At 40.0% G+C, this 23,824-nt stretch carries 20 protein-coding genes; 17 read left to right on the top strand and 3 right to left on the bottom strand.

The window, feature by feature from the left end:
- The first annotated feature begins 2 nt into the window (after positions 1 to 2).
- The 15 genes from BW721_RS06690 to gatB all read left to right on the top strand — a co-directional run bounded on the left by BW721_RS06690 (position 3) and on the right by gatB (position 16,481).
- On the top strand, positions 3 to 992 hold the full coding sequence (locus BW721_RS06690; RefSeq protein WP_076768671.1) for a branched-chain amino acid ABC transporter permease: 990 nt from the start codon (positions 3 to 5) through the stop codon (positions 990 to 992).
- Complete coding sequence (locus BW721_RS06685) at positions 989 to 1,762, top strand: ABC transporter ATP-binding protein (RefSeq protein ID WP_076767307.1); 774 nt, start codon at positions 989 to 991, stop codon at positions 1,760 to 1,762. Before BW721_RS06690 ends, BW721_RS06685 begins: the two co-directional genes overlap by 4 nt.
- 2 nt (positions 1,763 to 1,764) lie before the next feature.
- Complete coding sequence (locus BW721_RS06680; RefSeq protein WP_076767305.1) at positions 1,765 to 2,469, top strand: ABC transporter ATP-binding protein; 705 nt, start codon at positions 1,765 to 1,767, stop codon at positions 2,467 to 2,469.
- Between the two features lie 3 nt (positions 2,470 to 2,472).
- Complete coding sequence (locus BW721_RS06675) at positions 2,473 to 3,129, top strand: CBS and ACT domain-containing protein (protein ID WP_076767303.1); 657 nt, start codon at positions 2,473 to 2,475, stop codon at positions 3,127 to 3,129.
- 127 nt (positions 3,130 to 3,256) lie between these two features.
- Complete coding sequence (locus BW721_RS06670) at positions 3,257 to 4,084, top strand: SMP-30/gluconolactonase/LRE family protein (RefSeq protein ID WP_076767301.1); 828 nt, start codon at positions 3,257 to 3,259, stop codon at positions 4,082 to 4,084.
- 102 nt (positions 4,085 to 4,186) lie between these two features.
- Positions 4,187 to 4,723, top strand: coding sequence for a hypothetical protein (locus BW721_RS06665; protein WP_076767298.1), 537 nt, complete (start codon positions 4,187 to 4,189; stop codon positions 4,721 to 4,723).
- A 29-nt stretch (positions 4,724 to 4,752) separates the two neighbouring features.
- A complete protein-coding gene (locus BW721_RS06660) occupies positions 4,753 to 5,619 on the top strand; it encodes a M15 family metallopeptidase (protein WP_076767295.1) in 867 nt (288 codons plus the stop codon).
- Between the two features lie 33 nt (positions 5,620 to 5,652).
- Positions 5,653 to 6,276: a glycoside hydrolase family 73 protein gene (locus BW721_RS06655; protein ID WP_076767293.1), complete on the top strand. Its 624-nt coding sequence runs from the start codon at positions 5,653 to 5,655 to the stop codon at positions 6,274 to 6,276.
- A gap of 34 nt (positions 6,277 to 6,310) precedes the next feature.
- Positions 6,311 to 7,420 carry an ATP-grasp domain-containing protein gene (locus tag BW721_RS06650; protein WP_076767291.1) on the top strand — a complete coding sequence of 370 codons (1,110 nt, stop codon included), beginning with the start codon at positions 6,311 to 6,313 and terminating at the stop codon, positions 7,418 to 7,420.
- A gap of 261 nt (positions 7,421 to 7,681) precedes the next feature.
- Positions 7,682 to 9,955, top strand: coding sequence for a DNA helicase PcrA (gene pcrA / locus BW721_RS06645; protein ID WP_076767289.1), 2,274 nt, complete (start codon positions 7,682 to 7,684; stop codon positions 9,953 to 9,955).
- A gap of 63 nt (positions 9,956 to 10,018) precedes the next feature.
- On the top strand, positions 10,019 to 12,064 hold the full coding sequence (gene ligA, locus BW721_RS06640) for an NAD-dependent DNA ligase LigA (RefSeq protein ID WP_232222973.1): 2,046 nt from the start codon (positions 10,019 to 10,021) through the stop codon (positions 12,062 to 12,064).
- Entirely contained in the window at positions 12,057 to 13,184 is a 1,128-nt protein-coding gene (locus BW721_RS06635; RefSeq protein WP_076768670.1) for a CamS family sex pheromone protein, read from the top strand. Before ligA ends, BW721_RS06635 begins: the two co-directional genes overlap by 8 nt.
- A 94-nt stretch (positions 13,185 to 13,278) precedes the next feature.
- A complete protein-coding gene (gene gatC, locus BW721_RS06630) occupies positions 13,279 to 13,584 on the top strand; it encodes an Asp-tRNA(Asn)/Glu-tRNA(Gln) amidotransferase subunit GatC (protein WP_076767287.1) in 306 nt (101 codons plus the stop codon).
- Positions 13,581 to 15,038 (top strand): Asp-tRNA(Asn)/Glu-tRNA(Gln) amidotransferase subunit GatA, encoded by a 1,458-nt coding sequence (gene gatA / locus BW721_RS06625; protein ID WP_076767285.1) that lies wholly within the window; start codon positions 13,581 to 13,583, stop codon positions 15,036 to 15,038. The genes gatC and gatA overlap by 4 nt, the downstream gene beginning before the upstream one ends.
- 12 nt (positions 15,039 to 15,050) lie before the next feature.
- Entirely contained in the window at positions 15,051 to 16,481 is a 1,431-nt protein-coding gene (gene gatB / locus BW721_RS06620) for an Asp-tRNA(Asn)/Glu-tRNA(Gln) amidotransferase subunit GatB (protein WP_076767283.1), read from the top strand.
- A gap of 69 nt (positions 16,482 to 16,550) precedes the next feature.
- Here the strand turns inward: gatB and BW721_RS06615 are convergent, their stop codons facing one another.
- From BW721_RS06615 to BW721_RS06605, 3 genes are read right to left on the bottom strand one after another with little or no spacing between them, the layout of a single operon-like run.
- On the bottom strand, positions 16,551 to 17,579 hold the full coding sequence (locus BW721_RS06615) for a LacI family DNA-binding transcriptional regulator (RefSeq protein ID WP_076767281.1): 1,029 nt from the start codon (positions 17,577 to 17,579) through the stop codon (positions 16,551 to 16,553).
- 40 nt (positions 17,580 to 17,619) lie between these two features.
- Positions 17,620 to 18,288: a beta-phosphoglucomutase gene (gene pgmB, locus BW721_RS06610; RefSeq protein ID WP_076767279.1), complete on the bottom strand. Its 669-nt coding sequence runs from the start codon at positions 18,286 to 18,288 to the stop codon at positions 17,620 to 17,622.
- Between the two features lie 3 nt (positions 18,289 to 18,291).
- On the bottom strand, positions 18,292 to 20,553 hold the full coding sequence (locus tag BW721_RS06605; protein ID WP_076767277.1) for a glycoside hydrolase family 65 protein: 2,262 nt from the start codon (positions 20,551 to 20,553) through the stop codon (positions 18,292 to 18,294).
- A gap of 214 nt (positions 20,554 to 20,767) precedes the next feature.
- Between BW721_RS06605 and BW721_RS06600 the strand changes: the two genes are divergently transcribed.
- Both BW721_RS06600 and BW721_RS06595 read left to right on the top strand, forming a co-directional pair.
- A complete protein-coding gene (locus BW721_RS06600) occupies positions 20,768 to 22,900 on the top strand; it encodes a PTS transporter subunit IIBC (RefSeq protein ID WP_076767275.1) in 2,133 nt (710 codons plus the stop codon).
- A 67-nt stretch (positions 22,901 to 22,967) separates the two neighbouring features.
- A complete protein-coding gene (locus tag BW721_RS06595; RefSeq protein ID WP_232222900.1) occupies positions 22,968 to 23,801 on the top strand; it encodes an endonuclease/exonuclease/phosphatase family protein in 834 nt (277 codons plus the stop codon).
- Positions 23,802 to 23,824 lie beyond the last annotated feature (23 nt).

The following is a 23,824-nucleotide window of genomic DNA, read 5'->3' as shown; positions in this document are numbered from 1 at the left end:
AGATGAAACAATTTAATAAATACAATCTGGGTTGGCTTATCCTCACTGTTGTTGTAGCGGCAGCATTGTATGTAGGTGTTAGCACACGAACTATTTCTGCCTTTCACCAAATCACTTTAGTTTCGATTATGATTAACATTATTTTAGCGGTTGGTTTGAACTTGGTTATCGGCTTTTCTGGACAGTTCTCACTCGGACACGCTGGTTTTATGGCCATCGGTGCTTATAGCGGTGCCATTGTTGGCGATAAGGTAGACGGTATTGGCGGTTTCCTACTTGGTTTAGTAGTGGGTGCGGTTCTAGCTATGTTAGTGGCTTTGATTGTCGGTATTCCAACCTTGCGTTTAAAGGGTGACTATTTGGCTATTGCCACTTTAGGGGTGGCTGAAATTATCCGAATTATTATTATTAATATTCCGAATATTACTAATGGTGCACGTGGGATTACTGGTATTGCCTTCCCCTTTGATTCGAATACATCCTTTATTATGGTTGCTTTTATCATGGTCGTTTTATCGACTATCGTAACAGTTAACTATATTAAGAGTAGTCCAGGTCGTGCGACCATTTCTATTCGAGAAGATGAAATTGCAGCAGAATCAATGGGAGTTAATACGACTCTTTATAAAGTAATTGCTTTTATGATTGGGGCTGCAACGGCGTCTATAGCAGGTTCGTTATATGGGACATTCTTTAGTGTAATCAACCCAAGTGATTTTACATTCCAACGTTCAGTTGATATTTTAATCATTGTTGTATTTGGCGGTATCGGTAGCGTAACAGGCACATTTGTGGCGGCTGTTGTACTTGGTATTTTGAATACATCGTTGCAATCCTTTGGAGAGATGCGGATGATTATTTATGCGCTAGCTTTAATTGCGATTATGGTTTTCCGTCCAGGTGGGTTATTGGGCAACAAAGAGTTTACTATTTCAGCTTTGCTTGATCGTAAAAAACGCCAGCCAAAAACAGATAAGGAGGCAGGACAATGAGTTTACTAGAAGTAACAGATTTAACCAAAAACTTTGGCGGTCTTGCTGCCTTGTCTAACGTCGATTTTCGATTAGAGGAAAATGAATTAGTTGGTTTGATTGGGCCTAACGGGGCTGGGAAAACGACTTTCTTTAACTTATTGACTGGTGTTTATGTGCCATCAGAAGGGGATATTATCCTAGAGAATGATGGCCAAAAAATAAAATTAAATGGTAAAAAACCGTTTAACATTACTGACTTAGGGCTAGCAAGAACATTCCAAAATATTCGTCTGTTTAAAGATTTGAGTGTCATGGATAATGTTTTAATTGCCTTCCATAGTAAAAAAGGTGTGGGTAGCTTACATAGTATTTTCCGAACACCAAAATTTTATCAAAATGAAGAATCTATGAAAGCAGAAGCATTAAAGCTATTAAAGATTTTTCGTTTAGACGGAAAAACAGATACATTAGCCCGCAACTTGCCCTATGGTGAACAACGTCGTCTAGAAATTGTTAGAGCACTAGCGACACAACCGAAAATTTTATTTTTAGATGAGCCTGCCGCAGGGATGAACCCACAAGAAACAGCTGAATTAACAGACCTCATTCGTCAAATTCAACAACAGTTCAAAATTACGGTTGTTTTAATTGAACACGATATGTCGCTTGTTATGACGGTATGCGAACGCATCTACTGTTTGGAATACGGCCGTTTAATTGCAGAAGGAACCCCTGAAGCCATTCAGAAAAATCCTGCAGTTATTAAAGCTTACTTGGGAGGAGACTAGCAATGCTGAAAGTAAATAATCTGTCCGTCCAATATGGCATGATTCAAGCTGTTAAAGATGTCTCTTTCGAAGTGAATGAAGGAGAAATTGTCACACTAATCGGTGCAAACGGTGCTGGGAAATCAACCATTCTACGTACTCTGTCTGGGCTAGTTCGTCCAACAGCTGGTAGCATTGACTATTTGGGACAAGACATTACCAAAACACCTGCTCGTAAAATTGTAGAAGGACGTCTCATCCAAGTACCAGAAGGCCGTCATGTTTTCAAAGGGCTAACGGTCCAAGAAAACTTAGATTTAGGTGCCTTTACACGAAAAGGAAAAGATGGTTTAAAAGAAGATTTAGATAAAATTTTTGAACGTTTCCCTATTTTAGCAGAACGTCGTAATCAGGATGCGTCAACCCTATCTGGTGGCGAGCAACAAATGTTAGCGATGGGACGTGCCTTAATGTCTCAACCTAAATTGTTGTTACTCGATGAACCCTCGATGGGACTCGCGCCAATCTTTATTAAAGAAATCTTTCAAATTATTCAAGATATTCAAAAGCAAGGAACTACTATTTTACTAATTGAGCAAAATGCCAAAGTGGCTTTAGAAATTGCGAGCCGCGGATACGTGCTAGAAACAGGTAAAGTGGTCTTGTCGGATACAGGAGAAAACTTGTTGAAGAGTGATGAGGTTCAAAAAGCATATCTAGGAGGGTAATGAATGGATGTCAATAGCTATATGTCAAAAGAGTTAGTTACAATTGCTCCAAACACTAAGATTTTAGACGCTTTAGATTTAATGAAAGAAAACCAGATTCATCGCCTGCCCGTTGTAGAAGGCAATCGTTTAATCGGTTTAATTACAGAAGGTGTCATCGGTCGTAATACACCGTCAACGATGACCAGTTTAGACATGCATGAGGTTAACTACTTGCTTAATAAAACAAGTGTAGCTGATATCATGGAGAAAAAAATCATTACCATTAACAAAGAAGCTTTACTCGAGGAAGCTGCTTTGAAGATGCGCCAAAACAATATCGGTGTGTTGCCCGTTGTTGAAGAGGGTGACCAACTTGTTGGGATCATTACTGAAAAAGATATCTTTGATGCCTTTATTGATGTGTTAGGATTCTACACACCGGGCGTGAGAGTGGTTATTCATATTGCTGAAGACCGCAAGGGTGTTCTTGAAGAAGTGACTAATGTTTTTTATGAAGCAGGTATTAGTATCCAACAAGTTGCTGTTTACCGTAAAACTGATAAAATTCAAGTCGTGATTCAAGTGGAAAGCGATGATGTAACGGCTATTCAAACGAGCCTAGAAGCTAAAGGCTATGAAATTGGATCTATTATGTATAAAGAAGCGACAATCGCTTAATACTAAAACAGCAGTTTGGGACTTATTCCAGACTGCTGTTTTCTAGCTTGAAATGTAAGGGCCTTCATTTGATATGTGAGATAATATCAGTATAGTAGAGATAGGCAAAAAGAGAGGAATGACGAAGATGTATCAGACGTTTGAACCAGAACTTGTTTATTTTGCACAAAACAGCTTGTTGGAAGGTCCAGTATGGGATAGTCAGAATCAACTGCTTTATTTTTTATCCATAACGGATCACGTGATTTATGTTATGAACGAACAGACAAAAGAAATTAGAACATACCTCACTTCAGGGCCAGTTGGCGCAGCTGTTCTTTACGGGGAACATGAGTTATTATCTGCTGAAAAAGAGGGTATCTTTAAAATTAATAAAGAGAGTGGGGAACGTAGCTTTTTATGCCAGCCTAATCAGGATGAACGCTTACGCTATAATGATGGTAAGCTTGATCCAAAGGGGCGATTTTTAATCGGTAACATGGGTTATCATCAAACGGTTGAAAACGGAGCAAGCCTTTATGTCGTAGATGGAGATGGCCAGTATCAAACGCTATTAAAGGAGTTGACCTTATCGAATGGACTGGGGTGGTCTCAAGATGGCCAAACCATGTATCACATTGATACGCCAACGCGGGCTGTTCATGCCTATGATTATGATTTAGAAATACCAGCGCTATCAAACAAGCGACTCGTGTGTCGCATCACTGGTGATGGTGTGCCAGATGGGATGTGTGTTGATAGAGACGGCCGCATTTGGGTGGCTGAGTATGGTGGCAAGCAAGTCTGCTTGTGGAATACTGAAACAGGCAAGAAGGAAGGGCATATCACCTTACCTGTTTCCAATATCACTTCATGTTGTCTAGGTGGCGAACACTTAAACGACCTTTATATTACCACGGCCAAGAAAGACGGCGAGCCCTTATCAGGTGGTTTGTTTAAAGTGAAACTCAGATAAGTCGCTCTTAAATTTTTTTGTAAGAATGAGGCTATAAGCTGTAGGATGCACGCAATGGGTGTTATAATAGTGACATATCTATAGTTTGAGGAGGCGTTTTGATTGAATCAAGCATTGGTTACGATCGTTCTACATGCTATTAAAGAGCAGTATGTGAGTGAAAAAGCTTTTTATTCTGGACAACTAGGGATCTCATCACAAAGTTGGGATCGTTGGAAAAAAGGAGAACATGGACTGAAACCTGATAATATGCAGATTGTAGCGAAACTATTTTCTGATTATGAGTGGATGTTAGTCCAAAAGGTATCGCGTAACGCAGAGATATTACCAGAAGTGGCAGATGATCCGGTAAGAGAATATCAGTTCTTAAAATACCAGATTGCTAAAAAATGGTTGACGACTGGTATAGCTGCTGTAAAATGGAAAAATGTTGAGGAGACTAATACGGATCACCCGATTCGTAAGCCGTCAGTCACATCTTTACGATTAGAAACAAGCTATGATTTTTGGAGTTATCAGGATATCATTGACCTGAGACTTCCAAGTGTTATTCGTCAACAAATTGAAACAAAGAAAGTGGATTTGCTAGAATGGTTTGAAGATAATAATCCTGATAGTATCTACACATTGCAACCTTAGTAAGTCAAGGAATAAAAGAGGGATTTAACATGGCTGGAAAGCATCGACGTAAAAAACGAAACAGAAATTATTTATTTACTATACTGATTATTTTAATATTAGGGGCTACCGTATTGCATTCCTGCCAAAATAAGACAACACCTAATCAAGAAATAAGTATAAAAGACAGCCAAGAGTCTGAAGTGATTGAAGAAGAAACGACTAGTGAAACAGGTGACATTACAGTATCTGAAAAGGAACAACTCGAGCAACAACTTGTCCCAACACCAGAAGCCAGTGTGGATGATTGGAATTTAATACTCGTTAATCGGGAAAACCAATTGAGTGCTAATCCAGACTTTGACCACTATATCACCGATGAGGGAAAACCCATTGATAGCAGAATGGCAGATGCTTATGAGCAGATGATGGCTGATGGACGAGCAGCGGGCATGGAATTTATCTTAATTTCAGGCTACCGATCCATTGAGAGCCAACAACTTAACTACGATTCTGTCTATCAAACTTACATCGATCAAGGCTATTCAAGTGAAGAAGCGACTAGCAAGACAGAAGCATATATTGCTTTGCCAAATGCCAGTGAACATTCAACCGGCTTAGCAGTTGATATTACAGAGCCTACGCTCGCTAGCACTGGAGACGGCTTAGTTGAGGCGTTTGAGGAAATAGCAGAAGGGCAATGGCTAGCAAACCATGCTGCCGACTATGGGTTTATTTTGCGCTATCCTAAAGGTAAAGAAGCGATTACCTTTATTGCTTATGAACCATGGCATTTTCGTTATGTTGGTGTGGAGAATGCCTTGTATATAAAAGAAAATGATTTAACGTTAGAAGAATACATTGCTCTGTTAAAAGAGAATGATGCTATTCGGCAAAAAATTAATGAATTAGAATAAGTGAGAGATGTGCAAAAAAGCCAGGAGGAAGTAATGGCCAAAAAGAAGATAAAGAGAAGAAGCAAAAAAGAGAATCAAGCATTAAAGAAAAAAATAGTGCAGGTTCTTTTTGGTGTGTTAATCATTTATATGGCTGGCCATGCTTTAGCTACGCAATTTTCTGCCTTTAGTAGTCAACGCGAAAGTGAAAGAAGTAGGGATGATGTCGGCTTTATTGAGACAATCGCTCCTATCGCTCAAGCTATGCAAGAACGCTACGGTGTTCGAGCGAGTTTGAGTATTGCCCAAGCCATATTAGAATCGGATTGGGGGTCCAGCGACTTAGCAGCTCATTATAATAATCTATATGGGGTGAAAGGTGGCGAAAACGATTCAGTTATCGCACTTGAAACACTAGAGTTTTATGATGGTGAATGGCTGACGATTACAGCTAATTTTAAAGTCTATGATAGTCTGGCTGCCTCGATTGAAGACCATGCATTATTGATGGTGAGTGGTACAAGCTGGAATCATGAGCTTTATCACGGTGTTATTGAAGCTGATAGCTATCAGGAAGCGGCTCGTGCCCTTCGTGAAGCTGGTTATGCGACCGATCCAGACTACCCCCAAAAGCTCATTCAAGTCATTGAAGAACACGAGCTCTATAAATATGATTAATTTGGAAAATGATATTAGGCACTGAGGTGGTAAAATGGCAAAAACACAATTACTAGGACAAAAAATAGGTATCATCGGTAGCGGTCCAACCGCCTATGGCTTGCTTTTAGAAGCAAGGAGAATGGGCTATCGCTCTATTCTTTTAACAGATAGGCCTGATCATCAGACTGCTAAGTTGGCAGACCAAATGATGACAGGCACTTTAGTAGAGAAGGAGAAGCTGATTGATTTAGCCAGTCAGGCAGATGTGTTAGTGTTTGAATCAGGTCAAGTTGACACTGAATCCTTTTCAAAGATTAAATCTTATTTACCGATGCCTCAATTCTCAGAGATGCTATCGATTACACAGGACCGCCTAATTGAGAAAGTATTTTTAGAGTCTTTAAATATCAATGTAACCCCTCATGCAACCATTACTAGCTTAGATGATTTGCAAGAGGCGGTAAAATCAATCGGTTTTCCTTGTGTGTTAAAGGCGATTCGGGTCGAAGCTAATCAAATACCAAATGCCATTTTGTATAGTGAAGAAGACTTTTATCATGCTGAACGAATGCTGAAGACAGGCAGTTTGCTACTAGAATCGTGGGTTGCTTTCGATAAAGAATTAACGATGACTGCAGCTGTAGATGCAGACGGTCAGGTTAGCTTGTTTCCTCTAGTAGAAAAAGTCTCTCGTGATGGCAAGTTATTAGCGGTTCATGCTCCTGCCAGAGTATCACAGGATGTTAATCAGGCTATTCAATTAATGGCCCAAACTGTAGCAGGAGCGATGGCATTGATTGGCTTAGTGACCATCGAATTATTTATGACCCCATCAGGGATGCTTTACGTCAAACGGATTAGCGTTAATCCTCAAGAAGCCAACCATTTCTTAAGTGAATGTTGCATGATGTCTCAATACGAAGCGTTGCTCCGTTTAGTATGCCATTTACCGCTACCGAGATTAACACCACAACGTGCCGTTACCATTCGTTATCTTTATCGCGAACAACTAGATGCATTTAAAGAGCATTTTCGGCTTCATCCAGAATGGAAGGTAACCTTTTATCCGAGTGATAATGAAAATCCAAACAAGGCGATTGGTTATGTCGTTGCTCAAGTGGACCATATTGAAGATTTTGACCGTAAGTGGGATTGGGAGTAAACTTTACAAATACTTTACATTCTTTTAACGGTTAATCAATGAAGGTAGGGTATATTAAATGTACCCAAACCCTTCATTGGTTTCCCACAATAACCATGAATGGCTCCAGCTAGTTTCTAGCTGGATTTTTTTATTTTCAGACCGATTATGGCCCCATTAAGCTTAATAAAAATTTAGTCGTTTCGTTGCCCATACAGCTGTAAAATGATAGACTAGAGCATGATGCATACAAGCATAAAAAAGCTTTTATCAATAGAAAGGATGGCCGTCGTGCAAGAACAGAAACTATTGAATGGGATGAATCCTAGACAAAAAGAAGCTGTAGTGGCTACAGAAGGGCCATTACTCATTATGGCAGGGGCAGGAAGTGGGAAAACCCGTGTCTTGACTCACAGAATGGCTTACTTACTACAAGAAAAAATGGTAAACCCGTGGAATATTTTAGCGATTACCTTTACAAACAAGGCCGCAAATGAAATGAAAGAACGGGTGATCCGTTTAGTCGGCACTGCAGGAAATGATATGTGGGTATCAACGTTTCACGCCATGTGTGTCCGTATTCTTCGTCGTGAAGCTGAAAAAATTGGCTATGGTAGAAACTTTACGATCTGTGATCAAAGTGAAACTGAAAGTCTCATGAAACGAATTATAAAAGACAAAAACCTTGATCCTAAAAAGTTTGAAGCACGTGCGATTTTAGGTAAAATTTCAACAGCTAAAAACGAACTGCTTGCACCCGCAGAATATGCCAACATGGCAGCTGGCAACTACTTTGATAATATTGTAGCAGAGTGTTATCAGGCCTATCAACGTGCTTTAGAAAATGCGCAGTCCATGGACTTTGATGATTTAATTATGTTAACGGTGAACCTATTTGAGGAAGATGCCGAGACACTCGCTTACTACCAACATAAATTTCAATATATTCACGTTGATGAATACCAAGATACTAACTATGCCCAATACCGCTTAGTTAATTTAATCGCTAAAAAACTACACAATATCTGTGTAGTGGGAGATGCTGACCAAAGTATTTATGGTTGGCGTGGGGCTGATATGTCAAATATTTTAAACTTTGAAAAGGATTATCCTAACGCCAAAGTTGTGTTATTAGAGCAAAATTACCGTTCAACAAAAAGTATTCTTCAAGCTGCCAACAATGTCATTAAAAACAATAATAACCGCCGAGATAAGATGCTATGGACAGATAATGATGACGGAGAATTAATCCATTATTACCGTGCCCAATCAGAGCATGATGAAGCGCGTTTTATTGTCTCAACCATGTTAGACGCTGTTCGGGAGAAGAAACGCCGATATGGTGACTTCGCTATTTTATACCGGACCAATGCCCAGTCTCGTGTCATTGAAGATACACTGGTTAAATCAAACATTCCTTATAAAATGGTTGGCGGACATAAGTTCTATGATCGTAAAGAAATTAGAGATGTGATGGCCTATCTTCGGTTGATTGCCAATCCAGCCGATGATTTGAGCTTTAACCGTATTATCAATGTGCCAAAACGAGGAATTGGTGCAGCTAGTTTGGAGAAGTTATATCAGTTCGCTGATGTTTACAATTACTCTTACTTAGAAGCAGCCAAAAATGTTCCTTTGTCACCTTTAACAGGTAAGGCAGCTAAAGAAACAGCTAAATTTGCTCAAATGATGGCACAATTACAAAAACAAGCTGAATTTTTAACCGTGACTCAAATTGTGGAAGAACTGTTAAAACAAACGGCCTATATTGAACGTCTAAAAGAAGAGAATACGCTAGAATCTGAAGCACGAATCGATAATATTAACGAGTTCCTCTCTGTGACACAAGAATTTGAAAAAATGCAAGAAGACGCTGATTTAACAACTTTCTTAACGGACTTGGCTCTTGTATCTGATTTAGATCAAGTTGAAGAAGTACCGCAAGAAGAAGTGACCTTAATGACCTTGCATGCTGCTAAGGGCTTGGAATTCCCGGTTGTCTTTGTCATTGGTGTTGAGGAAGGGATTTTCCCATCCTTCCGTTCATTAATGGAAGAGTCTGATATGGAGGAAGAACGTCGTTTAGCCTATGTTGGGATTACACGTGCAGAAGAAAAATTATATTTAACCAATGCTTACAGCCGTCTCTTATATGGACGGACTCAAAACAACCCACCATCGCGTTTTATTGAAGAGATTGGTGATGACTCTTTAGAGTATGCTAGTCAAGTGAGGAGCGCCTCATTTGGTAGTCAACAACCAGCGACGACTTACCGTCAACGCTGGCAAAATGATCGCTACGACCGTGCCTTTAGTGAAGCTCAACCTGCTCCAAAAACACCTGCCAAGCCCGTTCAACAAGTCAACCAGACAGGAAACAGCGGTGCTGACAAGTTAGCTTGGCGTGTGGGTGACAAAGCAAGTCATAAAAAATGGGGAACAGGTGTCGTTGTTCAAACAACTGGCGAAGGCGATGGCCTTCAATTGGATATTGCCTTCCAAGGCGTCGGAATTAAACGATTATTAGCATCCTTTGCGCCGATAGAAAAAGTCTAAAGAGATTAGGAGGGAAAAGACAATCCATTCGTTTGTAAAGCAAGATGTGGATTGTCTTTGCTAATCAAAATGAAAAAATTAACCTTAATAGAAGCTGAAAAACGTGTAGCAGAACTACGTCAAAGTTTACAAACATACAGTCATGCCTATTATGTTCTGGATCAACCACTTATTTCTGATGCTGAATATGACAAGCTTTACCATGAATTAGTTGCTATCGAAACCGATTATCCAGAACTGATCACTAAGGAATCCCCAACCCAGCGCGTTGGTGGGCAGATTTTACCCGGATTTGAGAAAGTTAGTCATGAGGTGCCGATGTTGAGTCTTGGTAATGCCTTTAATAAAGAAGACTTACTGGCTTTTGACCAACGGGTGAAGAAGCTAACCGATCAACCGATTCGCTACATTTGTGAATTGAAAATTGACGGCTTAGCGGTTTCGCTTCGCTATGAAAATGGTGTTTTTGAAAGAGGAGCAACTAGAGGAGATGGCGTTATTGGTGAAGATATTACGCAAAACTTGCGTACCGTCAAAGCCATTCCCTTACGCCTTAACAAGCCTTACTCCTTTGAAGTAAGGGGCGAATGTTATATGCCCAAAGCGTCATTCGCTAAGTTAAATGAAGAACGCGATGAAAAAGGGGAGGACATCTTTGCCAATCCGAGAAATGCTGCAGCAGGTTCGCTGCGTCAATTGGATTCTCGTGTGACGGCCAGGCGTAACTTAAGTATCTTCCTATATGGAGCGGCAGATTTTGCTGAATTGGGTGTTAAGTCGCAATCCCATCTGCTAAAAGAGTTAGCTGAACTGGGATTACGAACGAATCCACAGCACCAAGTCTACGAATCAATGGAAGATGTTTGGACTTTTATCGAAGAGATGACGACCAAGCGACTAGACTTGTCTTATGATATTGACGGCATCGTGATTAAAGTGGACCAATTTGCTGCTCAGGAAGAAATTGGCTATACCGTAAAAGCACCACGCTGGGCCATTGCTTATAAATTTCCAGCTGAAGAAAAAGAAACGCTGCTTCGTGACATTGAGTGGACAGTTGGCCGTACAGGCGTTGTCACACCAACTGCTGTGATGGACCCTGTGTTTATCGCAGGTTCAACCGTGCAACGAGCGAGCTTGCATAATGTGGATTTATTAAAAGAGAAGGATGTCCGCTTAGGTGACACGGTTGTGATTCATAAGGCTGGCGATATTATTCCTGAAATTTTACATGTTGTTTTAGACAAACGACCAGAAGATAGCGTCCCTTATCCGATTCCTGAGCGCTGTCCAGATTGTGACAGTCAGCTAGCTCATTTGGAGGAAGAAGTAGCATTACGCTGCTTGAATCCTAAATGTCCTGCTCAGATGAAGGAAGGATTATCTCATTTTGTCTCTCGTAACGCTATGAATATTACTGGTTTAGGTGTGAGAGTCGTGAGTCAAATGTATGAAAAAGGACTAGTCGAAGACTTGGCAGATTTATATACATTAACTATGGACCAGCTGCTAACTTTAGATAAAATCAAAGAAAAATCAGCGACCAATATTTTAACGGCTATTGCTGCAAGTAAGGACAATTCAGTGGAGCGATTAATTTTTGGTTTAGGTATTCGTAATGTCGGTTCAAAAGCTGCTCGTATGCTGGCGGAAGCCTTTGACAGTATCGATAACCTCATGACTGCCACTAAGGAAGAAATTGCAGCCATTGAAGGATTTGGTGATATTATTGCTGAGAGTGTCGTTGCCTTCTTCAGCCTAGAAGAAGTGCATGACTTGATTGAGTCCTTCCGTAGTAACGGTGTTAATTTGACTTTTAAAGGCAGACGACCGACAGCGACAACCAGTGAAGAAGCATCGGTTTGGGCAGGAAAGACAGTCGTTTTAACCGGTAAGTTGACTCGCTATAATCGCCAAGAAGCAACCGAGATGATTGAAAATCTAGGTGGCAAGGTAACCGGTAGTGTTTCTAAGAAAACAGACATATTGGTTGCCGGGGAAGATGCCGGTAGTAAATTGACCAAGGCTCAGTCACTTGATGTTGCCGTTTGGACGGAAGAAGAGATGTTGCAGCACTTAGAAAGAAGTGAAACAAGTGAAAATGAATAGAAAAACTTGGCGAATAGCCCTATTAGGAACAACCTTAGTCAGCTTAACAGCCTGTACGCAGTTAGGTGAATCTGAAACGATTAGTCAAAAAGCACCCGATACTGTACCCGTAGAAACCACATCCAATCAATTGTCCAATGATTATTACCGCGCCTTAATTGTCGATGGTAACTATCAGACTAGCCAAAACCGTGGTGTCAGCCTCAATTTAAATTCAAGTATTAATATGAAAGACTTTGAGTCAGAGTTATTAGACATTTCAAAAAATGTGTTTTCAACAGATGAGTATTTTTTCCAAGAAGGTCAAATTATTACATCAGATACAGCAACTGAATGGTTGGGAAGGAAATCAGAAGATAATCCCAATGGGCTGAACCCAGAAGGAAACGGCGAAACTGATCCCGACAAACGTATCCCGATTTATTTGTCTCAAATCCTTGAACAAAACTATATGATTCAAACCGAAAAGGGCTTTGAATTAGGTGGGATTGCGATTGGTTTAGCAATGAATGCCACGGATTACTACAGCGTTAAAAATGAACAAGAGTTGATCAATAACTATGAACAAGAATTAAACCAAGAAACAGTTATTGAAAATGCTAAAAAATACGGCAATGAGATTGTGTCTCGTTTACGCTCTGTAGAAGGACTAGGCGATATTCCAATTGTCGTTGGGATCTTTGTTCAATCAGAGCAAGATAGTTTAGCAGGTGGCCTGTATACGCACGAAGGCTTGTCATCAAGTGGTAACAAGATAGAAGAATGGGTAGAGCGCAATGATAAAAAAGTGCTGTTTCCCAATTCTGTCGAATCTGAAGATGCATCACACTTTGCTAACTTTAAAAACGAAATCCAAGAATTTTTCCCTAATTTAAGTGGGGTAACGGGTGTCGGTCGTTATTCAAATAGCCAGTTACAAAGCTTGGAAATTAATATTATGACCCAATTTTATGGGGTAACGGAAATGATTGCTTTTACCCAACAGGTGACTGACGCAGCCACTCAATATTTGCCACAACAAGCTGCGATTCAAATTAAAATTCAGTCTATTGATGGTATAGAAGCCTTTTTATCACGAAACCAAGGCAGTCAGACCTTTAATTTCCATATTTTTGAATAGAAAAGTGAACATTAAAGAGGAAGAGGGCTACTTTTGTGCTAGAATAGAGCAGAGTAGCAATCATAAGAATTGATGAACGAAAGAGGGGAAACCAATGGCAATTACTGAAGAAGAAGTACGCCATGTAGCGAAATTATCAAAGTTAGAATTTCGTAGTGATGAGATTGAAGCCTTCACTAAAGGACTAAGTGATATTATTGATATGGTTGAACAATTAGATGAAGTTGATACAACTGATATTCCTGTTACAACGCATGGTTTTGAATTGAAGAACGTATTGCGTAAAGATATTGCTGAAAAAGGGACCGATCGTGACCTATTATTTAAAAATGTAAAAACCGCAGAAGATGGCATGATTCAAGTACCAGCTATGATTGACGGTGAGGAGGAAGGCGCATGAGTATCTTCGATCAAACAATTAGCAGCCTACATGAAGGACTAGTTAACAAAGAATATACGTCAGTTGAATTAACAAAAGCAGCGTTTAAACGCATTGCTGAAACTGATCCTAAAGTGGATGCATTCCTTGCTTTAAATGAAGAGGAAGCATTAAAACAAGCAGCAGCAGCTGATGAAAAAGGCTATACAGCAGAAAATAGTTTAAACGGAATTCCCTTGGCGATTAAAGATAACATCGTGACTGATGGCTTAACAACAACAGCAGCAAGTCGTATGTTAGAGGACTTTGTTCCGATTTATGACGCAAACGTTGTGTCTCAATTGAAAGCAGCAGGAGCTGTTAACGTTGGTAAATTGAACATGGATGAATTCGCAATGGGCGGATCAACCGAAACATCTTACTTTAAAAAGACTAAAAACCCATGGGATCTAACAAAAGTTCCTGGTGGTTCTTCAGGTGGATCAGCAGCTGCGGTTGCATCAGGAGAAGTATTAGCATCTCTTGGAACGGATACAGGTGGATCAATCCGCCAACCAGCAGCCTTCAATGGTCTTGTTGGGATGAAACCAACGTATGGTCGTGTATCACGCTATGGTTTGATTGCCTTTGCATCAAGTTTAGACCAAATTGGACCATTGACTCGTAATGTCACTGATAATGCGATTATGCTTGAAGCAATTAGTGGTTATGACAAACGAGATTCAACAAGTGTTAAACTAGAGGTTCCAAAATTCAGCGCTAGCTTAAATGGTAAAGTAGCGGGTATGAAGATTGCTCTACCAAAAGAATACTTCCAAAATGGTGTATCTGAAGAGATTCAAGAAGCCGTTAAAAAAGCTGCTCGCCAATATGAAGAAATGGGCGCAATCGTTGAAGAAGTGTCACTTCCGACACTATCATACGGTATTCCTGCTTACTACATTATTGCATCTTCAGAAGCATCATCAAACTTGCAACGTTTTGACGGTGTTCGTTATGGGTACCGTTCTGAAAACTCAAGTACGCTTGAAGATATGTATGTTAATAGCCGTTCAGAAGGCTTTGGTATGGAAGTAAAACGTCGTATCATGCTAGGAACATTCTCATTGAGTGCTGGTTTCTATGATGCTCACTTTAAGAAAGCAGGACAAATTCGTACCTTAATTAAACGCGACTTTGCTCGTATTTTTGAAGGTTATGACTTTATCCTAGGACCAACCACAACAAAAACAGCTTACGGCTTGGGAGAGAAATTCGAAAAAGACCCAGTTGAAATGTATATGTCAGATTTATTGACTGTTACAGTTAACTTGGCTGGTGTTCCGGCGATTTCTGTACCGGGTGGTTTTGCAGAAAACGGCATGCCGATTGGTATTCAATTGATTGGGAACTATTTTGAAGAAGAAAAATTATACCAAGCTGCATTTGCCTTAGAACAAGCAAATGACTACCATACAAAACACCCAAACCTGTAGGAGGAAACTGAGATGAATTATGAAACAGTCATTGGACTTGAAGTCCATGTGGAATTAAAAACTGAATCAAAAATGTTCTCCCCATCTCCAGCACATTTTGGGGCAGAACCAAATACAAATACAAACGTTATTGACTGGGGTTACCCAGGGGTCTTGCCAGTTATTAATGAAGGTGCCATTGGTTACGGAATGAAAGCTTCTTTAGCTTTGAACTGTGACATTAACCTAAATAACTACTTTGACCGTAAAAACTATTTCTATGCAGATAATCCAAAAGCTTACCAAATTACTCAAATGGATACACCAATCGGTTACGACGGCTGGGTTGAAATTGAAGTCGAAGGTAAGAAAAAGAAAATCCGTATTAACCGCGTGCATTTAGAAGAAGATGCTGGTAAAAATACCCATGGATCAGATGGTTATTCTTATGTGGACTTAAACCGCCAAGGCACACCTTTGATTGAGATTGTTACTGAAGCAGATATTCGCTCACCAGAAGAAGCTTACGCGTTCTTGGAAGCATTGCGCGAAATTATTATGTACACCGGCGTTTCTGATGTGAAGATGGAAGAAGGATCAATGCGTTGTGACGCTAATATCTCTCTTCGTCCTTATGGTCAAGAAGAGTTCGGAACAAAAGCTGAGTTAAAGAACCTAAACTCATTTAACTTTGTTCGCCGTGGGTTGATTTACGAAGAAAAACGTCAAGCTAAAGTCTTGAATGCAGGTGGCGTGATCCAACAAGAAACACGTCGTTTTGACGAAACAACAGGTGAAACATTATTAATGCGTGTGAAGGAAGGGTCAAGTGACTACCGTTACTTCCCAGAGCCAGACCTACCACCTTTAGAAATTTCACAAGAATGGCTTGAAAAAGTTCGTTCAGAATTACCAGTTATGCCGAAAGAACGTCGTCAAGTTTACATCACTCAATATGACTTGCCTGAATATGATGCAATGGTATTGACCCTTTCAAAAGAAATGTCAGATTTCTTTGAAGGAACAATTGCTGCTGGCGCAGATCCAAAACAAGCATCGAACTGGTTAATGGGTGAAGTTTCTGCTTACCTAAACAGTGAGAAATTGGAACTACACGATACTAAACTAACACCAGCTAACTTAGCAGGAATGATTCAATTGATTGTTGATGGCACAATCAGTTCGAAAATTGCGAAAAAAGTATTCCGCTTGTTGGCAACTAAGGGCGGCGATGCTAAGGAAGTCGTTGAAAAAGAAGGATTGATTCAACTGTCCGATCCATCACAACTTCTACCAATTATCAATGCTGTTTTAGATGGTAACCAACAATCAATCGAAGACTTTAAAGCAGGAAAAGACCGTGCAAAAGGTTTCCTTGTTGGTCAAATTATGAAACAAACAAAAGGTCAGGCAAATCCTGGAATAGTAAACAAATTACTAGCCGAAGAACTTGGCAAACGTTAATAGTAGATAAGGATGGTCGATACAGCTTTAAAAAAGCTCTACCACATAAAAAAGGATTGAGTCTGAAACTCAATCCTTTTTTTCATTAATATCTAGAACCGTTTCTCGCTCCATCAATTGATGGGGAACGACAACTCTCAGACCAGCTGAAGGCTGATCAGGTTCTTTTAATTGCTTAATTAAGGACTGGATGCCGTGGCGACCCAAATCCTGTATGGCAATATCGACACTTGTTAAATACGGATGTGTCAATGTTGCAAAAATAGAATTGTTAAAGCTAATCAACGATAAGTCATCGGGTACGGTGTAATGATGTAATTCAGCTAGTTGAATGATGCGAAGGGCAAAGATATCATCAATCACAACAACTGCTGTTGCTTTCGCATCTTTTAGGCGATCGCCAAAGTGCATGTAGTCTTCAGGACCTAGCAAGGTAACTGCTGGGAAAACGTCAAGTCCAGCTAGTATTAATGCTTTTTGATAACCAAAGTAACGTTCGAAATACAAGATTTCCTCGGTTGTATTACTAATAAATAAAATACGCTTGTGTCCATTTCTAATTAAATAATCGGTTGCGTGCTTTCCGAGTAGTTGGTTGTCATTATCGACGTAAGAAATCTTCTCTTCATGTCTGTAAGGTTGGCCGACTAACGTAAAGCAAATCTCATATTTCGTTAAGTAATCAACGATAGGATCAGACCGATCTGAATAAAGAAGGATGAAGCCATCGACTTGCCGTTGCAAATGCATCTGTTTAACATTTAAAAGTAAATGATCAAAGTCGCGTGCAGAAGCGATGGCCGTTGCCATCCCATGTTTATGGGCTTCTTCGTTAATGGCTTCAATAATCTCCAAATAAAAGGGATTCCCTATCCGTTCTTTTGAATCTAATGGAGGAAGAATAACGCCGATTGCATTTGCAGAACCTTTACCTAAGTTTTGGGCGGTTTTGTTTGGTACATAACCCATTTCTTCCATCACTTTGCGTACTTTTTTCTTGGTAGCAGGCGAAATGCTGTGGTGGTCATTAATGACACGAGAAACAGTTGATGTCGCAACACCGGCACGTTTCGCCACATCTTTTACAGTAATCGTCATGATTATCCTCCTTCGTTATTTTATCTATCTTACTACTATTTTAGCCGTTTGTCTGCTGCCATTCTGAAACCAAATAATCATAAGACAATAGACTTGTATCAGAAACAAGGGGGATATCCTTACCCAAATCTTCTGCTGTCCCAACACCGATTGGTAAAGCACCTGCTGCCTGAATCGCTTGAATTCCAGCTTTAGCATCTTCAATTCCTATACAATGTTGGATAGGAACCCCAATTAATTCTGCCGCTAGTAAAAATAAATCAGGAGCGGGCTTTCCTTCTTTAACAGCAGTTGGATCCGCGATGGCATCAAAGTAATCAGTTAGTCCCATGCGCTCAAGTAAAAAAGGACCGTTTTTGCTAGCAGAGGCTAAGGCGATTTTAATGTCTTTATCTTTTAGTTCTTTTAAGAGATCTAGAATACCTGGATAAATATCGTTAGCTGAGAAAGCTTGAATGGACTCAACGTAAAAATCATTCTTTTCTTTTGCAAAGGCTTCAAACTCTGCATCGCTATAGCGTCCAGTTTGTCCGCCATGCTCAAGAATCAATTGTAATGAATCCTCACGACTGACTCCTTTTAGTGTTTCATTGAAACGGCGATCAATATCAATACCTAGTTTGTTAGCTAAACCTTTCCAAGCCTGATAGTGGTACTCAGCAGTATCTGTAATGACACCATCTAAATCGAATAATACGGCTTCGAACATTTGTTAGTTCCCCCTTGTTTCAACTTCAAGACGGTCCGATAATGTAACAGCTTCACCATATAAATGAAGAGTTAACGGTTCGCCTTCTAGTAAGTCGATTGATACAGTTTCTTTGTTAGCTGTAATTAATAATAAGCGGCCACGATAGTTGATATGGAAGGCATAACTATTCCATGAAGCGGGCACAAACGGTGCAAAAGATAGTGTCTCGTTCCAAGTCTTCATTTGAGCAAAGCCTTGAACAATCGCCAACCAACTTCCTGTCATGGATGTAATATGAAGGCCATCTTCTGTATCATTGTTGTAGTTATCTAAGTCAAGTCGAGCTGTACGTTGATACATCTCAACAGCTTTTTCTTCCATCCCTAATTCAGCAGCTAAAATAGCGTGAATAGAAGGGGAAAGTGACGACTCGTGAACGGTCATTGGCTCGTAGAATGCAAAGTTTTTACGAATTTCTTCTTCAGTATACTGATCGCCGAAGTAATAAATACCTTGCAAGACGTCCGCCTGTTTAATGAAGCACGAGCGTAAAATACGATCCCATGACCAATTTTGGTTTAATGGTAGATGTTTTGGATCAACCTCAGAAACGGCCATTAAATCTTTGTCCATGAATGTATCATGTTGGATAAAGACACCTGTCTCAGGGTCAATAGGATAGTACATGTTGTCTACGATGTCTTGCCAAGTCGCTAGTTCGTCGGCAGAAATCGTAATCGTTGCAGTGTCTTGATACTTTTTATAATTTTCGATGGTGTAACGTAGCACCCAAGCTGCGATTGTATTCGTGAACCAGTTGTTATTAACGTTATTTTCGTATTCGTTTGGTCCTGTTACGCCATGCAACATGTATTTGCCTGTTTGTTTAGAGAAGTGAACGCGGTCTGCCCAGAAACGTGAAATTTCGAGAAGGATTTCAAGCCCTTCTTTTTTCAAGTAGCTGTCGTCGCCAGTGTAATTGGTATAGTTGTAAATAGCGTAAGGAATAGCACCGTTACGATGGATTTCCATAAAAGTAATTTCCCATTCGTTATGGCATTCAACGCCAGTGAATGTCACCATTGGATACAAAGCGCCAGCTAAACCTTGTTGACGAGCATTATGAATAGCGCCATCTAGCTGGTTGTAGCGGTACTTCAATAGATTTTTCGTTACACTTGAATCAGCTAAAGCTAAGTAAAGTGGTACGGCATAAGCTTCTGTATCCCAATAAGTTGCACCACCATATTTTTCACCTGTAAAGCCTTTTGGTCCAATGTTTAAACGCTCATCTTCACCGTAGTAAGTTGAAAACAGCTGGAAGAGGTTGAAACGAATCCCTTGTTGGGCTGCAACATCACCATCAATAACCACATCTGCTAACTTCCAACGCTCTAACCAGGCAACAGCATGTGCAGCTTTTAATTCTTCGTAAGTTTCTGTTAGGTCAGTTAATAGACCCGTTGCAACAGCTACTTGCTGGTTTTCTTCAATGTCTCGGCTAGTAACAATAGCGACGAATTTATCTAATTGAATGGTTGTTCCTTCTGCTAATTCAAAATCAAAGGATTCTTCAGTTAAAAGACTAGACTGTGCTGGTTCAGATGTAACAGTTGTACGGTTTTGCATAGCTGCTGTTACGGTGAATTGGTCCACCCCGAATGGATTAGGGATGGTACGCATGGTTAGGTGAGACGGTTGAGTCTCGATTTCTTCCCAGAACATTTCGCCATAGTTGCTATCTTCATTTTGAACGTTACCGTTCAGTTTTGATACGACATTTAATGAGCCGTTCCCTGATAAGGTTTCAACGGTTAGTCGAAATGCGCCGATTTCTTTTTTCGTCAAACTCAAGAACCGTTCAAAATTAAAGCGAACAGTAACATCATTAATAGTTAGAGTAAAATGGCGAGTGAGAACACCAGTCTTCATATCTAATTCCAAATAAAATTCTTCTGGATCCATAGTTGCTAAATCAACTGCTTGATCATTGACATACAAGTCAATGGACGCAAAGTCAACCGCGTTAATCACTTTACCAAAATATTCAGGGTAGCCATTTTTCCACCAACCAACACGTGTTTTGTCGGGGTACCAGACACCAGCAAGGTAAGTCCCTTTATGGTGGTCACCAGAATAAGATTCTTCAAAATTTCCACGCATCCCCATATAGCCGTTACCAATACTTGTTAATGATTCTTGCAAGCGTAAATTTTCCCGGTCGAGTGTGTTTGTATATACCTTCCATGGGTCAACATTGAAGAGACGTTGTACGTTATTCATTCATAATTCCTCCTAATAAATTAATAAATACTTACCTTAATAATAGACGCAACCGGTTGCGTAGTCAAGAGGTTCATTGAATTATTAATTTTATTAAATAAATATTGTGTTTTAAACTTGGCATTAAGGGTTTACAAATTGTTTGAGAGATACTATAATATGTTTCAACGAAACCGTTTGCGTTATGGCATCGGAAAGTTGAGGAGGAAATAGTTTGAAAAAAGTATTTAATTTTGAATTTTGGCAAAAATTTGGAAAAGCATTGATGGTTGTAATTGCCGTTATGCCGGCAGCAGGTTTAATGATTAGTATTGGTAAAACATTACCACTGATTAATGCAGACCTAGCGTTGCTAACAACAACTGCTAGTGTGATTGAAAACATTGGTTGGGCAGTCATTGGCAATCTTCACTTGTTATTTGCTTTAGCCATCGGGGGAAGCTGGGCTAAGGAACGTGCGGGTGGTGCATTTTCAGCAGGAATTGCATTTATTTTAATTAACCGTATTACAGGAAGTTTATTTGGTGTCACAGGGGATATGCTAAATGATCCAGAAGCATTTACTCATACTTTCTTTGGTACAAAGATTATGGTAAACGGGTTCTTTACGAGTGTCTTGGAAGCGCCAGCGCTTAATATGGGTGTATTTGTTGGGATTATTGCCGGTTTTGTTGGCGCAATGGCTTACAATAAATACTATAATTTCCGTAAGCTGCCAGATGCGTTATCATTCTTCAATGGTAAACGTTTTGTCCCGTTTGTGGTGATTCTATGGTCGGCAGTGATTTCACTAGGATTAGCTGTTGTTTGGCCGTATATTCAAGCAGGAATCAACAACTTTGGTTTATGGATTGCGCAGTCGCAAGACTCTGCACCTGTTTTAGCACCATTCTTGTATGGAACGTTAGAACGTCTGCTACTACCATTTGGCTTACACCATATGTTGACGATTCCAATTAACTACACGCAATTAGGTGGCACATATACGATTCTTTCTGGCGCACAGGCAGGTACACAAGTATTTGGTCAGGATCCATTGTGGTTAGCATGGGCAACTGACTTAGTAAACTTGCGTGGTGTTGATGCATCACAGTATGAGTATGTCATCAATGGTTGGGTGCCAGCTCGTTTTAAAGTTGGCCAAATGATTGGTGCATCAGGTATTTTAATGGGACTTGCTTTAGCTATGTTTAAAAATGTCGATGCAGACAAACGTGGTGCCTACAAATCCATGTATATTTCAGCAGCATTAGCTGTTTTCTTAACAGGTGTAACAGAACCGCTTGAATTTATGTTTATGTTTGCGGCAGTGCCATTGTATGTGGTTTATGCCTTTATTCAAGGGACTGCATTTGCGATGGCAGATATCTTGCCACTACGTTTGCATTCTTTTGGTAATATTGAATTATTGACACGAACACCACTTGCAATTAAAGCAGGGCTGAGTGCTGATTTGATTTATTTTGTTATTTTAGTGATTGCTTATGGTGTCTTAACTTATTTCTTAGCGAGCTTCATGATTCGTAAATTTAACTTTGCAACACCAGGCCGTAATGGAAATTATGAGGTGGATGCAGAATCAACGCCATCATCAAATGGAGCAGCAGTTGATAGTCAAGCAGCGTCTATTGTTGGACTACTAGGTGGACGCGACAATATTGTTGATGTGGATGCGTGTATGACACGCTTACGTGTAACTGTAAAAGAAAACGCTCATGTTGCTCAGGAGCTAGAATGGAAAAAACTTGGCGCAATGGGACTGATAGTGAAAGATAAAGGCGTTCAAGCGGTCTATGGACCTAAAGCAGATGTCTTAAAATCTGATATTCAAGATTTATTGGATTCCGGTGTAGCATTACCAGCATATACATCTGATAACTCAATGCAGCGTGAAAAAACAGATTTATTGAGTGTCGCTACTGGTGATGTTATTGCCATTGAAAAGGTTAACGATCCCGTTTTTGCAGGCAAAATGATGGGAGACGGATTTGCTGTTGAGCCAGCAGATAAGCTGGTTTATTCCCCAGTTGCTGGTAAAGTCGTTTCTGTTTTCCCGACTAAGCATGCCATTGGTTTGCAAACGGCATCGGGTGTAGATGTTTTAGTTCATATGGGATTAAATACCGTTGAGTTGAAAGCAGCAGCTTTTAACGTGCATGTTGAAGAAGGACAAACGATTGCTGCGGGAGATTTATTGGCAGAAATGGATTTAGAAACTGTTAAGGCTGAAGGAAAAGAAACAACGATTGTTGTTGTTTTAACCAATGGCGATATGGTGAAATCTTACCAACTCACTCAAGAAGGACAGCAACATGCAAAAGCTGTTATTGGTTATTTTGAAAGCTAATCAGATAAATAAACAAAAAGCTGGGAAATGATTCCTGGCTTTTTGTGTCATTAGAAAGGAAGATACCATGACTTATATTATGACGTTAAATACACACAGCTGGATGGAAGAGGAGCCCAATGAAAAGCTGGTACAGTTAGCCGACCGCATTATTGAAATGGATTATGAAGTTGTTGCATTACAAGAAGTGAATCAACTTCTCGATTCTCAGCAAGCAATAACGGACCAGTTTTTCCAAGCTATAGCTAACCAAAGCCCTATTCATGTTGATAACTTTGCTTATGTCTTAACAGAGTTATTGAAAGAAAGAGGACGTAGCTACTATTGGTCTTGGACTGCTAGTCATATTGGTTATGACCGTTATGCGGAAGGGGCAGCGATTTTATCTAAACAACCTATCCAAGCTAGCGACTGTCGTGTGTCTGTCGAAGATGACTTTTCAGACTATCATACGCGCCGATTATTAATTGGGAAAACTAACTTATTTGGACAGAGTGTTCGTATTATAAGTAGCCATTATTCTTGGTGGCAAGCAGATCAAGAAGCAGGTTTTTCTTATGAATGGGATCGCACCCTTGACTACTTAAAACAAGAGTCTGGGCCAATTATTTTAATGGGGGATTTGAACAATGCAGCTGATGTTCGTGAAGAAGGTTATGACTACGTACACCAAACAGCGCCACAATTACAGGATGCTTATCGAATAGCTTCTGAAAAACAGGGCCGCTATACCGTTGAAAAAAGTATTGATGGCTGGGAAGGGAATCACCAACAATTGCGTATTGATTATATTTTTCTGACGGCAGATTTTAGCGTTGAAACTTACCGGGTTATTTTTGATGGGAAAACAGGGCCAGTAGTCAGCGATCATTATGGTGTGGAAGTGCGACTCGTTCAATGATAAAATTTAGCTAGAAAAACCAA

Origin of the sequence: Jeotgalibaca sp. PTS2502 (assembly GCF_001975685.1) — a bacterium.
In the GTDB taxonomy this organism is placed as follows: Bacteria; Bacillota; Bacilli; order Lactobacillales; family Aerococcaceae; genus Jeotgalibaca; species Jeotgalibaca arthritidis.
This window is presented reverse-complemented; position numbering and strand designations above follow the sequence as displayed.

What these genes read in the sequence shown, in the direction of transcription:
- BW721_RS06690 (WP_076768671.1), top strand. Translation starts at nt 3, where the DNA reads ATGAAACAATTTAATAAATACAATCTGGGTTGGCTTATCCTCACTGTT.
- BW721_RS06685 (WP_076767307.1), top strand. Translation starts at nt 989, where the DNA reads ATGAGTTTACTAGAAGTAACAGATTTAACCAAAAACTTTGGCGGTCTT.
- BW721_RS06680 (WP_076767305.1), top strand. Translation starts at nt 1,765, where the DNA reads ATGCTGAAAGTAAATAATCTGTCCGTCCAATATGGCATGATTCAAGCT.
- BW721_RS06675 (WP_076767303.1), top strand. Translation starts at nt 2,473, where the DNA reads ATGGATGTCAATAGCTATATGTCAAAAGAGTTAGTTACAATTGCTCCA.
- BW721_RS06670 (WP_076767301.1), top strand. Translation starts at nt 3,257, where the DNA reads ATGTATCAGACGTTTGAACCAGAACTTGTTTATTTTGCACAAAACAGC.
- BW721_RS06660 (WP_076767295.1), top strand. Translation starts at nt 4,753, where the DNA reads ATGGCTGGAAAGCATCGACGTAAAAAACGAAACAGAAATTATTTATTT.
- BW721_RS06655 (WP_076767293.1), top strand. Translation starts at nt 5,653, where the DNA reads ATGGCCAAAAAGAAGATAAAGAGAAGAAGCAAAAAAGAGAATCAAGCA.
- BW721_RS06650 (WP_076767291.1), top strand. Translation starts at nt 6,311, where the DNA reads ATGGCAAAAACACAATTACTAGGACAAAAAATAGGTATCATCGGTAGC.
- pcrA (WP_076767289.1), top strand. Translation starts at nt 7,682, where the DNA reads ATGGCCGTCGTGCAAGAACAGAAACTATTGAATGGGATGAATCCTAGA.
- BW721_RS06635 (WP_076768670.1), top strand. Translation starts at nt 12,057, where the DNA reads ATGAATAGAAAAACTTGGCGAATAGCCCTATTAGGAACAACCTTAGTC.
- gatC (WP_076767287.1), top strand. Translation starts at nt 13,279, where the DNA reads ATGGCAATTACTGAAGAAGAAGTACGCCATGTAGCGAAATTATCAAAG.
- gatA (WP_076767285.1), top strand. Translation starts at nt 13,581, where the DNA reads ATGAGTATCTTCGATCAAACAATTAGCAGCCTACATGAAGGACTAGTT.
- gatB (WP_076767283.1), top strand. Translation starts at nt 15,051, where the DNA reads ATGAATTATGAAACAGTCATTGGACTTGAAGTCCATGTGGAATTAAAA.
- BW721_RS06615 (WP_076767281.1), bottom strand. Translation starts at nt 17,579, where the DNA reads ATGACGATTACTGTAAAAGATGTGGCGAAACGTGCCGGTGTTGCGACA.
- pgmB (WP_076767279.1), bottom strand. Translation starts at nt 18,288, where the DNA reads ATGTTCGAAGCCGTATTATTCGATTTAGATGGTGTCATTACAGATACT.
- BW721_RS06605 (WP_076767277.1), bottom strand. Translation starts at nt 20,553, where the DNA reads ATGAATAACGTACAACGTCTCTTCAATGTTGACCCATGGAAGGTATAT.
- BW721_RS06595 (WP_232222900.1), top strand. Translation starts at nt 22,968, where the DNA reads ATGACTTATATTATGACGTTAAATACACACAGCTGGATGGAAGAGGAG.